This is a genomic window from Pseudomonas sp. PME37.24/025 (assembly GCF_055556615.1).
The window spans coordinates 244,296-256,005 of sequence record NZ_JBVHNK010000008.1; the positions used below are offsets into that span (position 1 = coordinate 244,296).

At 60.8% G+C, this 11,710-nt stretch carries 10 protein-coding genes; 8 read left to right on the forward strand and 2 right to left on the reverse strand.

Features of this window, described 5'->3' with window-relative positions; all coding sequences use genetic code 11:
• Positions 1-48: 48 nt before the first annotated feature.
• Positions 49-1,725: an MFS transporter gene (locus tag ACZ3HH_RS16610; protein WP_465805908.1), complete on the reverse strand. Its 1,677-nt coding sequence runs from the start codon at positions 1,723-1,725 to the stop codon at positions 49-51.
• Positions 1,726-2,086: 361 nt separating this feature from the next.
• Here ACZ3HH_RS16610 and ACZ3HH_RS16615 point away from each other — a divergent pair, with 361 nt between their 5' ends.
• The 6 genes from ACZ3HH_RS16615 (at position 2,087) to ACZ3HH_RS16640 (ending at position 7,220) form a co-directional block, all read left to right on the forward strand.
• On the forward strand, positions 2,087-2,758 hold the full coding sequence (locus tag ACZ3HH_RS16615; protein WP_038980174.1) for a GntR family transcriptional regulator: 672 nt from the start codon (positions 2,087-2,089) through the stop codon (positions 2,756-2,758).
• 114 nt (positions 2,759-2,872) lie between these two features.
• Positions 2,873-3,805 carry a 4-hydroxyproline epimerase gene (locus ACZ3HH_RS16620; RefSeq protein ID WP_465805911.1) on the forward strand — a complete coding sequence of 311 codons (933 nt, stop codon included), beginning with the start codon at positions 2,873-2,875 and terminating at the stop codon, positions 3,803-3,805.
• On the forward strand, positions 3,802-4,917 hold the full coding sequence (locus ACZ3HH_RS16625) for an NAD(P)/FAD-dependent oxidoreductase (RefSeq protein WP_465805913.1): 1,116 nt from the start codon (positions 3,802-3,804) through the stop codon (positions 4,915-4,917). Before ACZ3HH_RS16620 ends, ACZ3HH_RS16625 begins: the two co-directional genes overlap by 4 nt.
• On the forward strand, positions 4,910-5,146 hold the full coding sequence (locus ACZ3HH_RS16630) for a (2Fe-2S)-binding protein (protein WP_465805915.1): 237 nt from the start codon (positions 4,910-4,912) through the stop codon (positions 5,144-5,146). The genes ACZ3HH_RS16625 and ACZ3HH_RS16630 overlap by 8 nt, the downstream gene beginning before the upstream one ends.
• The gene (locus ACZ3HH_RS16635) at positions 5,143-6,399 is read left to right on the forward strand and encodes an FAD-dependent oxidoreductase (RefSeq protein ID WP_465805917.1); all 1,257 of its coding nucleotides are present in this window, start codon (positions 5,143-5,145) and stop codon (positions 6,397-6,399) included. The genes ACZ3HH_RS16630 and ACZ3HH_RS16635 overlap by 4 nt, the downstream gene beginning before the upstream one ends.
• A 71-nt stretch (positions 6,400-6,470) precedes the next feature.
• A complete protein-coding gene (locus ACZ3HH_RS16640; protein ID WP_465805919.1) occupies positions 6,471-7,220 on the forward strand; it encodes an AraC family transcriptional regulator in 750 nt (249 codons plus the stop codon).
• Between the two features lie 76 nt (positions 7,221-7,296).
• Here the strand turns inward: ACZ3HH_RS16640 and ACZ3HH_RS16645 are convergent, their stop codons facing one another.
• On the reverse strand, positions 7,297-9,450 hold the full coding sequence (locus ACZ3HH_RS16645; RefSeq protein WP_465806096.1) for a WG repeat-containing protein: 2,154 nt from the start codon (positions 9,448-9,450) through the stop codon (positions 7,297-7,299).
• Between the two features lie 626 nt (positions 9,451-10,076).
• Between ACZ3HH_RS16645 and ACZ3HH_RS16650 the strand changes: the two genes are divergently transcribed.
• Entirely contained in the window at positions 10,077-10,436 is a 360-nt protein-coding gene (locus ACZ3HH_RS16650; RefSeq protein WP_465805921.1) for a DUF6124 family protein, read from the forward strand.
• Between the two features lie 450 nt (positions 10,437-10,886).
• Positions 10,887-11,705, forward strand: coding sequence for an ABC transporter substrate-binding protein (locus ACZ3HH_RS16655; RefSeq protein ID WP_465805923.1), 819 nt, complete (start codon positions 10,887-10,889; stop codon positions 11,703-11,705).
• Positions 11,706-11,710: the final 5 nt, after the last annotated feature.

The window sequence follows — 11,710 nt, forward strand, 5'->3', positions numbered from 1 at the left end:
GATACCACACGTTGCCCTCCCCCTTGCGGGAGAGGGCGAGTGCCAACCTTATGTGTGATGAATTTCCCGATCCTTGGTTTCCGGCAGGAAGAACGTACCAAGAATGGCCGTCATCACGGCGATGACGATGGGGTACCACAGCCCGTAGTAGATATCCCCCGTGGCCGCGACCATCGCGAATGCCACCGTCGGCAGAAAGCCGCCGAACCAGCCATTGCCAATGTGGTACGGCAGCGACATCGAGGTGTAGCGAATGCGCGCCGGGAAGAGCTCCACCAGCCAGGCGGCGATCGGGCCGTAGACCATGGTGACGTAGATCACCAGGATGGTCAGGAGCAGCAACACCATCGGATAGTTGGTCTTCGCCGGATCGGCCTTCTCGGGGTAACCGGCGTCCTTGAGCCCGGTGCCGAGGGTAGCGACGAAGGCGTCGTTGCGGGGCTTGAAGTCAGCGGCCGGCATGCCGGTGCCCTCGAAGCTCGGGATCACCTTATCGCCGATGCGGACCTGCGCGATTGCACCTGGCTCAGCCTTCTCGTTCTTGTAGGGTATGGCCTTCTTCGCCAGCACGGTCTTGGCAAGGTCGCAGGAACTGGTGAATTTGGCCTTGCCCACCGGGTCGAACTGGAACGAGCACTTACTCTGATCGGCGATCACCGTGACCGGGTTCTTCTCCTGCGCGAGGAACACGTCGGGGTTACCGTATTGGGTCAAGGCATGGAAGATCGGGAAGTAGGTCAGCGCCGCGAGAATGCAGCCGGCCATGATGATTCCCTTACGGCCGATGCGATCGGACAGGCTGCCGAATATGACGAAGAACGGCGTACCGATCAGCAGCGAGCCGGCAATCAGAAGGTTGGCAGTCTGCGGGTCGATCTTCAGCGTCTGCAGCAAGAAAAACAGCGCATAGAACTGTCCGGTATACCAGACCACGGCCTGGCCGGCAGTGCCGCCGAGCAGGGCCATGATCACTATCTTGAGGTTTTCCCAGCGGGCGAAGGATTCGGTCAGCGGCGCCTTGGAGGACTTGCCTTCTTCCTTCATCTTCAAGAACACCGGTGACTCGCTGAGTTGCAAGCGGATGTACACCGAGACGATCAGCAGCAGGATCGACAGCAGGAACGGAATCCGCCAGCCCCAGGCCTCGAAGGCTTCGGTGCCGAGGATGGTGCGGCAGGCAAGGATTACCAGCAGCGAAAGGAACAGGCCGAGGGTTGCGGTGGTCTGGATCCACGAGGTGAAGTAGCCGCGCTTGCCTTTGGGCGCATGTTCGGCCACGTAGGTCGCCGCGCCGCCGTACTCACCGCCCAGGGCCAGGCCTTGCAACAGGCGCAGGGTGATCAGGATGACCGGTGCCGCCACGCCGATGGTCGCATAGCCGGGCAGAAAGCCCACTACGGCGGTGGAGATACCCATGATGACAATGGTGATGAGGAACGTGTGCTTGCGCCCGATCATGTCGCCCAGTCGGCCGAACACAATGGCGCCGAAGGGACGTACAGCGAAACCGGCGGCGAACGCAAGCAGCGCGAAGATGAAGGACGTTGTCTCATTGACGCCGGCGAAGAAGTGCTTGGCGATGATCGCGGCGAGGGAGCCGTAAAGGTAGAAGTCGTACCACTCGAACACAGTGCCCAGGGACGAGGCGAAAATGACCTTGCGCTCCTCCTTGGTGATCCCGTGGTGGGGCGCGCTGCCCGTGGATGTGTTGTCGATTGCGGCCATGAGTCTTCTCCGTCTTGCTCTTGTTGTAGGCCGGAGTACCTCACTCTCTTTTTACCGCACCCAGGCCCTAGGGCTATGTCATCGGATTACGGATTGCGCAAAGCATGCAAACAGGCTGACAGCCTCGCATCGCTGCAAGGTTTCTTGAAGCATAATCGGCTTCACGCAGATATCCACTCGGCCATCCCGCACAGACCCGGGCCGACGCGCTGTCGAGTGCCTATTCAGGCCCGTGAAATTCCACACGAAGCGTCTGGGTGGCGCCCGCTGATGCCTATTCTTCGGGGCGGCCATCGCCTGGAACTTCGCAGCGAAAGAATTTCGTATACCCTATCGCCATCTCACTCAAACGACCGCTGCCGTGAACCTACCCAAACTCAACGCTCCCGACCTTGGCAATACACCTTCGACCTCGGAAATCATCACCCGTCATTTGCGGGATGCGATCGTTGCCGGGCATTTCGCCGAAGATGAGCCGATTCGCCAGGACGACATTGCCCGCCAGTTCAACGTCAGCAAGATTCCGGTGCGCGAGGCCCTCAAGCGGCTGGAGGCCGAAGGGCTGGTGATGTTCCAGCGCAATCGCGGGGCGATGGTCACGCGGGTGTCCGATGCCGAGCTGGCGCAGATGTTCGAAGTGCGGATGTTGCTGGAGGACAAAATACTGCGCCTGGCCATTCCCAACATGACCGAAGAAACCTTCGCCCGTGCCGAGCGTATCTGTCAGGAGTTCATCGGCGAGGACGACGTGGGACGCTGGGCCGAGCTCAATTGGGAGCTGCACGCTTGCCTTTACGAGCCGGCGCAACGGCCGTTTCTGGTCAGCCTGATTCGCTCGGTCAACGACAAGCTGGAGCGCTACCTGCGCATGCAGATGAGCCTGTCGGCCGGCAAGGAACGGGCTGATCACGAGCACCGTGAAATCCTCGCGGCCTGTCGTGCCGGGGATGTGGATCTGGCGGTGAAGCTGCTGGACGAGCACATTGCCGGGGTCTGCAAGACCCTGTTCGAGCACCTGCCTCACGCGCACTGACCCTTCAGGATGCTGTGCTGATTTCGTCATCGGCACAGGATAAATCCATCAAGCCGACACCCCGCTGCACAGGCCACTCTTTCGTTCACTCAACCGAACGGACGTGGCCCTCCCATGAAACGCATCACCGTGATCGACTCCCACACCGGCGGCGAACCGACCCGCCTAGTGACTGCCGGCTTTCCTGACTTGGGCACCGGCAGCATGGCTGAACGCCGCAAGCTGCTCGCCGAACATCACGATCAATGGCGCGCCGCTTGTGTGCTGGAACCCCGTGGCAGCGACGTGCTGGTGGGTGCCTTGCTCTGCGCGCCTGTGGACCCGAGCGCCTGTGCCGGGGTGATTTTCTTCAACAACACCGGTTACCTGGGCATGTGCGGCCACGGCACTATTGGCCTGGTGGCGTCGTTGGCGCATCTGGGCAAGATCAGCCCTGGCGTGCATCGCATCGAGACGCCGGTGGGTACGGTGCAGGCGACCCTGCACGAAGATCATTCAGTGAGCGTGCGCAATGTGCCGGCCTACCGTTACCGCAAGGCGTTGGTATTGCAGGTGCCAGATGTCGGTCAGGTGGTCGGCGATATCGCCTGGGGCGGCAACTGGTTTTTCCTGATCGCCGAACATGGCCTGCGGGTAGCCGGCGACAACCTCGACGCGCTGACCGCTTATACCTACGCCGTGCAACAAGCGCTGGATGCCCAGGGAATTCGCGGCGAAGACGGCGGGCTGATCGACCATGTCGAGCTATTCAGCGATGACGATCACGCCGACAGCCGCAACTTTGTCCTCTGCCCCGGCAAGGCTTATGACCGCTCACCGTGCGGCACCGGCACCAGCGCCAAACTGGCGTGCCTGGCAGCGGACGACAAACTGCAACCGGGACAGATCTGGCGCCAGGCCAGTGTCATCGGCAGCGAGTTCGAAGGCTCTTACGAATGGCAGGGCGAGCGCGTCGTGCCGACCATTCGCGGCCGTGCCTTTATCAGCGCCGAAGCCAGTTTGATCATCGAACAGGATGACCCGTTCGCCTGGGGCATTCGTCCATGAACGAGGGCCTTGTGGCCGATGTGATCGTGATCGGCGCCGGCATCATCGGCGCCGCCTGTGCCCAGGCGCTGGCCCGTCGTGGCTTGCAGGTGCTGGTGCTGGACGCCGGCCTGCACGGTGCGACGGCGGCGGGCATGGGCCACTTGCTGGTGCTCGACGACAACCCGGCCGAACTGGCCCTGAGTCAATATTCCCTGCAACGCTGGCGCGAATTGGCGCCGGACCTGCCCGACGGCTGCGCCTACCGCAACAACGGCACGCTGTGGCTGGCGGCCAACGCCGAGGAAATGGCGGTCGCCCATGGCAAATACCTGAACCTGCAAGCCCAAGGCGTGGCGTGCGAATTGATTAGCGCCAGTGCTTTGCGCCAGCGTGAACCGGAACTGCGCGAAGGTCTGGAAGGCGGTTTGTTGATCAATGGCGACGGCATTCTTTATGCGCCGGCGACGGCCAGTTGGATGCTCGACACGCCGAACATTCGTCAATGTCGGGAGCGGGTCAGCGCGGTCGACGGCAATCGCGTATGCCTCGATGACGGTCGTTGGTTGAGTGCCGAAGCGGTGGTGTTGGCCAACGGCATTCAGGCCAGCGAACTGTGCCCGGAGTTGCCCATCGAACCGAAAAAAGGTCACCTGCTGATTACCGACCGCTACCCCCGCACCGTCACCCACACCCTGGTGGAACTGGGTTACGTCACCAGCGCCCACAACGCCACGGGGCCGTCGACCGCCTGCAATATTCAGCCGCGTCCTACCGGGCAATTGTTCATCGGTGCCTCGCGGCAATTCGGCACCACCGACCCGCAGGTCGAAGGCTGGATGCTCGCGAAAATGCTCAAGCGCGCCGCCGAGTACATGCCAGGGCTGGCCCGACTCAACGGCATCCGCGCCTGGACCGGCTTTCGCGCCGCCAGCCCCGACGGTCTGCCGCTGGTGGGCCAACATCCACAGCGCCAAGGCTTATGGCTGGCCGTCGGTCACGAAGGGTTGGGCGTCACCACGGCCCCCGGCACGGCCGACTTGCTGGTGGCGCAACTGTTCAACGAAACCCCGCCACTGGCTGCACAACCCTATCTGCCCCAGCGTTTTCTCGGAGAACCTGCCTATGCCTGAATTGCTGCTGGACGGCCGCGCCTTGAAGGTTGTCGAGGGCACCAGCGTCGCTGCTGCCTTGGCGTTGGGCAGCGACGGCTGCACACGCACGTCGGTCAGTGGCCAGCGCCGCGCACCGCTGTGCGGCATGGGCATTTGCCAGGAATGCCGGGTAACCATCGACGGCCGACGACGCCTCGCTTGCCAAACCCTGTGCCGAGACGGCATGCAGGTGGAGACACGTCCATGAACGAATACGCCGATCTGCTGATCGTCGGTGCCGGCCCCGCTGGCATGGCCGCCGCCCTTGCCGCTGCGCCCAGCGGCGCACGCATCGTCATGCTCGACGACAATCCGCTGCCGGGCGGACAAATCTGGCGTGACGGCCCTCAAGCCAACGTGCCCGATCAGGCCCGTCGCCTGCGTGAGCGTTTGCAGGCTTGCAGCAACATCCGCCATCACGCCGGCACCCGGGTGATCGCCAGTCCCGGGCCGAAACAACTGCTGGTCGAAGGTGATGATGACGGCTGGTTGATCAGCTACGACAAACTGATTCTGTGCACCGGCGCCCGCGAGTTGCTGCTGCCCTTCCCCGGCTGGACGTTGCCCGGCGTGACCGGGGCCGGTGGCTTACAGGCGCTGATCAAGGCGGGTGTGCCGGTGCAGGGTGAGCGCGTGGTGATCGCCGGCAGCGGCCCGCTATTGCTGGCGAGTGCCGCCACCGCGAAAAAACATGGCGCGCAGGTACAACGCATCGCCGAGCAAGCCTCGCGCATTGCCGTCGCTGGTTTCGCCGCGCAACTGCCCCGCTGGCCTGCCAAATGGTTGCAATCGTTCAGTTTGTTCGACCGCCATTACCGCACCGCGACTCATGTGTTGGCCGCCCTTGGCACTGACCGTCTGGAAGGCGTGCGCCTGCAACAGCAAGGCAAAATCGTCGAACTGGAATGTGATCGGCTGGCCTGTGGTTTCGGCTTGATCCCGAATATTCAATTGGGCCAGGCACTGGGTTATGCCATCGAAGGTCGGGCGTTGGCGGTGGATGCCTGGCAGGCCGGCAGCCGCGCCGATCATTTTGCGGCAGGTGAATGCACCGGGTTTGGTGGCAGTGAACTGGCGTTGGTCGAAGGTGCAATTGCTGGCCACGCAGCGGTCGGTAACCTTGAAGCGGCCCGCCAGTTGTGGCCACGCCGAGCACGCTGGCAGGGCTTCGCCAAGGCACTGAATCAGGCATTCGCCCTCGACCCGCAACTCAAGTCCCTGGCCCAACCCGACACTCTGGTCTGCCGCTGCGAAGACGTGCCTTACGCCGCATTGGCCGGGCACACTGACTGGCGCGAAGCCAAGCTGGCCAGTCGCTGCGGCATGGGCGCCTGTCAGGGCCGGGTGTGTGGCGGTGCGGTGCAGCATCTATTCGGCTGGCAACCTTCAGCGCCCCGCCCACCCTTCAGCCCGGCGCGGATCGAGACCTTGATGTGCCTGGACGACACCCCGCCGGCCTGATTCCCCCTCGGGGGTTTCGGCCACGCTGTCGAGCCTCTATGATCCCGGGGTCGCCATCAGACCCCAGCGCCATGTATCCCTCGCTCAGCACCTTCAAACCCTGCGACCTGCCAACGCTGCTCAACAGTCTGCAGCCGATTGCGCCGCTGCTCGATACCCTGGCGGACGTGGTGTTTTTCATCAAGGATCGCGAAGCCCGCTACGCCTTCGTCAACCAGACCCTGGCCCGGCGTTGCGGTTTCAAACATCGCGAGGAGCTGCTGGGGCGCACCGCTGAAATGGTCTTCCCGGAACGCTTTGGCCCGCTGTACACCGAACAGGATCGGCGGGTACTGTCCAGCGGCCGCGAACTGTCCGATCAACTGGAATTGCACCTGTATTACGGCAACCAGCCGATCTGGTGCCTGACCCACAAACTCGCCTTGCAGGATGAACAGGGTCACATCGTTGGCCTGGCCGGGATCTCCCGCGACCTGCAATCACCCCAGTCCAACCATCCCGCCTTCCAGAAACTCGCCGCCGTGGATGCGCACATCCGCAGCCACTTCGCCCGCGCCATCAGCCTCGCCGAACTGACCGCCATCGCCGGCTACTCCGTGGCGCAACTGGAGCGTCACTGCAAACGGGTATTCCAGCTCACCCCACGGCAGATGATTCACAAGGCGCGCCTGGAAGAAGGTTCGCGGCTGTTACTGCACACCGACCTGCCGATCACCGAAATCGCCCTGCGCTGCGGTTACACCGACCATAGTGCTTTTAGCCGGCAGTTTCGGGCGTTGACCAGTCTTTCGCCGAGTCAGTTTCGGGATAATCAGCGTTAGGTGGATGCTCCCGCAGGAAGGGTATGGCTGCGCTTCGAGCACCAAGGTCCATTCCATGCCATTCAGAGGCGTACCCTTATTCTTCTTTCTGCACGAGATTGCCATCGGCGTCATAGACCAGAGACTCGTCAGGGTTGCTCGGATCCTCCACGTAGTAACGGGCTTCGTTGCCGTTATCAGAGACTTTCAGGCTGGTGTAGGAACCGAGTTTCTTGACCTGTTGGTTGTTTTGACTGATCAACACCAGCCCACTACTACTGCCGACCGGGACGGCGGCTGCGTAGCGGGTTTGAAATGAGTTGATCCGATTGTATTCCAGCGGAATCTGCAACCTGCCGGCCAGGTCGATGGCACCATAGCTGCGATCACGCCCGACCACCGCCATACCGTTGGAAAACGGCTCCACCTCGTCATACGGTAACTTGATGGGCAGCAGCGTCCCTTGGCGGTTGATAAAAGCAAATTTCCTGCTTTTAGCGTCCTGCACCAGCAGCGGCTGCTCGCCAAAAAACCGACCTATCACGTTGTAACCCTGGAGGTTGATCCGTTTACCTTCCAGGTCGAAAACGTCCTGACGACTCCGATCGGCTGAGTGGGTATAGAGGTAACCACCGTTTTGCTCGATCTCGGAAAACTGCGGCGGTAGAACCTCCTTGCCGTCCAGGGTATAGGCGCCGTAGTGGCCCTCCGTGGCGTACGTTTTGTTGCCGAGACGGGCGATGAACAGGTTGCCGCTCACGGTGGGGTTGACGAACTTCATCGGCAGCGTGAAACGGTGATTCCTGGAGTCGTAGAGCCCATAGGGGCCGTTGGTTTCACGCTCCACCAGCAGCAGGCCATCGTCCATTGTCTCCGTTATATATTCGAACGGCAGGTCTACGAGTTTATTGCTGCCAGCGGGGAAATAGGCGAGTTGGTCGCGCATTTCCTGCATGTCCGATTGAGGGTCGCTGGACTTTTTCAGCGTAAACAACGTGTAGATATCCGCCACCACGCTATCTTGCACCTGTGCCCAACGTGGTTTGATCAACCACTGTCCGGCCTGATCGATGAAGCCGTAGCGATCGGATTTCCGGTCAAGGGCGATGTAACGCGCTTGCTCCGCAAGGACGTTGTGTACCTCGGTGATAACGGCGGTGCTGTCTTCCATCGGATCAAGCACATGAATGACGATACGTTGCGGGGTAGCCTCGAAGCGGTAGTCGGCCTCGGTGTTTTTCAGCAGCCCTCCCCGGGTGGCAAGATCCTTGGTCAAATGCTCCAGCTGTTGTTGTGCAGCCTGACTGGTCTTGAACTGCTCGAGATCATCCTTGGTCTGCAGCAGGGCTTTGTGAAAGTCACGCAACGCTGCAATATCGCCCTCCGAGGGGAAGGAACGGGTGTTGTTACCGTTGCTGTATAGCGCCTTGCCCGCATCGGTCAAACCCTGCACCACGAAGGTCGACTTTTTGGGCGTACTCAGCCGCAGTGAGGCGCTGGAGTCACCGAGGGCTGTGAGCTGAAAATATTGGCCGTCGTCCAGGGTCACCTTAGGGTGGTCCTTGTCCAAGACCACTTTTTTGAACGCCGGGTAGCTGCGGTAAGCGATCGTCAGGCCGAGACTCGCCAAGGGTTTGTTGACCGATAGTGCGATGGGTTCAGGGGACGGCACACTATCGTCCGGCTCGATCTTGGACTGCACCCTGATATCGGCGAAGTTTTTCTCGCTGCCATCTCGAAAACGCAAGCGCTCCGGACGGTATTGTTCGGCCACCGACTCATCCGGCGTGGCGGCGCGCTTCCAGAGAGGATCAAGGCTGCTGGTGTCAAACCTCAATTCGGAACCATCGGCAAACAGCTTCTGCGCAAAACGCAGGTCCTGGATCGACGCCAGAGCAGTTTTCACCTGCGCACTGGTGAAAGGGACAAACAGCTCCTCGTATTGCAGCTCCTGCTCGCTGGCAGGCTTGGCTCCGTCAACGGTCAGGCTAAATTCCGATTCAATGACCAGCTCCAAAGCGCTGAGGGTTTCACCCGTGTCATGGATCAAGTAATTCAGACGCTTTTCCACGTCAGGCAGTGCCAGCGTGCCGATGTCCTCTACGCCGCCTTCGTTCATGTCCTCAGCGGTGAAGTTGTCACTTGCCGACGCACTGCTCTGGCGAAACAGGTAGTAGGACGTACAGCCCACCACTAACAGGGTCACGGCCAGTATCGACAGCAATCTCAAACGAGGCTGGGTAAAGTTCATCATGGCTTCGGTAGTCAAAGGGCTGGGGAGTGCCGGCAGCTAACCACACGGCATTGCGGACTGCAAATCGCCTGGACGGCTCTATGCCGGGGCGTGGAAGGACTGAGGACGTTCGGCGTCTGTGAGTCAGTCTTCGCGAGCAAGCCCGCTCCCACAGGGGATCTTCGGTGTACACACTGTTTGTGTACGCCTGAGATCAAATGTGGGAGCGGGCTTGCTCGCGAAGAGGCAGGCCCCTCCACCACAAGGCTCGTGTCAGACCGCTAAACAAGCACTGTTTAAATGACACTTCCAGACACTCACCCAGGCTACACATCCTTGCGCCGTTGCCTACGACTACGCCAGAATCCGCCGGCTTGTACGCCTTGAGGCCGGGCTCTATCGTTTCCGGGTCGCTGAAAAACAGCGATCGGGTTTCGCAGCCCGGGTCAATCAAGGCGCACAGCGCCACCGTTCCTTTTCAGATGACGTTTTTCGTTCGCTGAATTGCGTTATGGCGGCTGTGCGCGGGAGATCTTCGGGTCTGCCGGGTTCCTTGATTCCCGGTCTGCGAACCTGCGTACAGCTGCCACCTATCTTCGTTTCGCAGCGAACCGTGGCGGCTCCACTAATCAAGGAGCATTACTATGTTCAAAGCCACACCCAACCCACCTGAAACCGATCCGACATCCCCCTACGAATCCCTCGATTCCAAAAAACTCAACGAAGCCGCCGACCGCGCCCTCGATCACTACCTCAAGCCGCCCATCCCCAAAGACACCAAGCGCAAACCCAGCACCATTTACCACGTCGGCACCGAGGTCGATAACGAAACCCTGCTGGTTAACGCCTGCGAATCCCTGGCGTCCGCGAGCATGATGCTCAGTGAGTTCGCCGGATTGATGGACATGCCACATCGCAACATGATGTTGGGGATTCAATCGGTGGTCATGCTCGGGGAGCTGGCGGTGAATCGGGTGCTGGATAACCTCGATCCGCCGTCCTGACCATTGATCTGAGGCCACAGGCCTTTTGTGGCGAGGGAGCTTGCTCCCGCTCGGCTGCGCAGCAGTCGCAAAGCCTGAGCATGCGGTATGTCTGAAAAACCGTGATTGCCGGGATTGGGGCCGCTTCGCGGCCCAGCGGGAGCAAGCTCCCTCGCCACATGGGGTGTATCCGGGTAAAGGGTGGGTCGATCAGAAGATCGCAGGGCGCCGGTGTTCCTTAAAGGGGCGCCCCGCACAATCATTGCTCCCATCTGTAACACCCGCCATTGCGGGCCAAAGCCTTCACAGCGTCAGTCCCCTCCAGTTGCGCCACCACAACACCTCTACTTCAAGGGCTGACGATTAATTCGCGCTTCTCCCTGGAAATAGGCACGTTGATTGCTATTGTTAATATCGTATACGAAATCCCCAATACGATATCCAACAGCACTTCACACCAACGAGGCCTCTATGAAAAACCCCGCATTTGCCGTAGCCCTCAGCGCTGTTCTCAGTACCTCCTTTATCGCCACCGCCCAGGCCGACAAGCTCGACGACATCATTGGTTCGGGCAAGCTGCGCTGCGCTGTGACCCTGGACTTCCCGCCCATGGGTTTTCGCGATGCGGGCAACAACCCGGCCGGTTTCGACGTGGACTATTGCCATGACCTGGCGAAAATCCTTGGGGTCGAGGCCGAAGTGGTCGAGACGCCGTTCCCGGACCGCATTCCGGCGCTGGTCTCCGGGCGGGCCGACGTGATCGTCGCCTCCACCTCCGACACCCTCGAACGGGCCAAGACCGTCGGCCTCACCGTGCCTTATTTTGCCTTCCAGATGGTGGTGCTGACCCGCGACGACACCGGCATCAACAGCTTCGATGACATCAAGGGCAAGCCCGTGGGCAACACCAGCGGCACCTATGAGGCCATCGCCCTGGAGAAAGACGTGAAGAGCTGGGGCACCGGCACCTTCCGCGCCTATCAGTCACAGAACGACACTCTGCTGGCAGTCGCCCAAGGCCATATCGACGCCACCGTGGTCACCAACACTGTGGCCGCCGCCACCCTCAAATCCGGCAAATACAAAAACCTGAAAGTCGCCGGTAACGCGCCGTACGTGATCGACTACGTCTCCCTCGGCGCCAAGCGCAACGAGTATGGCCTGCTCAATTACCTCAACCTGTTCGTCAACCAGCAGGTGCGCACCGGTCGTTACAAGGAGCTGTTCGTCAAATGGGTCGGCACTGAAATATCGCCGACCAACCTGACCGTGCCACAGGTCTACTACTAAGGTGT

Excerpts from the sequence above, each read along its gene's own strand:
- ACZ3HH_RS16630 (WP_465805915.1), top strand. The coding sequence starts at position 4,910 with ATGCCTGAATTGCTGCTGGACGGCCGCGCCTTGAAGGTTGTCGAGGGC.
- ACZ3HH_RS16625 (WP_465805913.1), top strand. The coding sequence starts at position 3,802 with ATGAACGAGGGCCTTGTGGCCGATGTGATCGTGATCGGCGCCGGCATC.
- ACZ3HH_RS16650 (WP_465805921.1), top strand. The coding sequence starts at position 10,077 with ATGTTCAAAGCCACACCCAACCCACCTGAAACCGATCCGACATCCCCC.
- ACZ3HH_RS16620 (WP_465805911.1), top strand. The coding sequence starts at position 2,873 with ATGAAACGCATCACCGTGATCGACTCCCACACCGGCGGCGAACCGACC.
- ACZ3HH_RS16645 (WP_465806096.1), bottom strand. The coding sequence starts at position 9,450 with ATGAACTTTACCCAGCCTCGTTTGAGATTGCTGTCGATACTGGCCGTG.
- ACZ3HH_RS16610 (WP_465805908.1), bottom strand. The coding sequence starts at position 1,725 with ATGGCCGCAATCGACAACACATCCACGGGCAGCGCGCCCCACCACGGG.
- ACZ3HH_RS16655 (WP_465805923.1), top strand. The coding sequence starts at position 10,887 with ATGAAAAACCCCGCATTTGCCGTAGCCCTCAGCGCTGTTCTCAGTACC.
- ACZ3HH_RS16635 (WP_465805917.1), top strand. The coding sequence starts at position 5,143 with ATGAACGAATACGCCGATCTGCTGATCGTCGGTGCCGGCCCCGCTGGC.
- ACZ3HH_RS16640 (WP_465805919.1), top strand. The coding sequence starts at position 6,471 with ATGTATCCCTCGCTCAGCACCTTCAAACCCTGCGACCTGCCAACGCTG.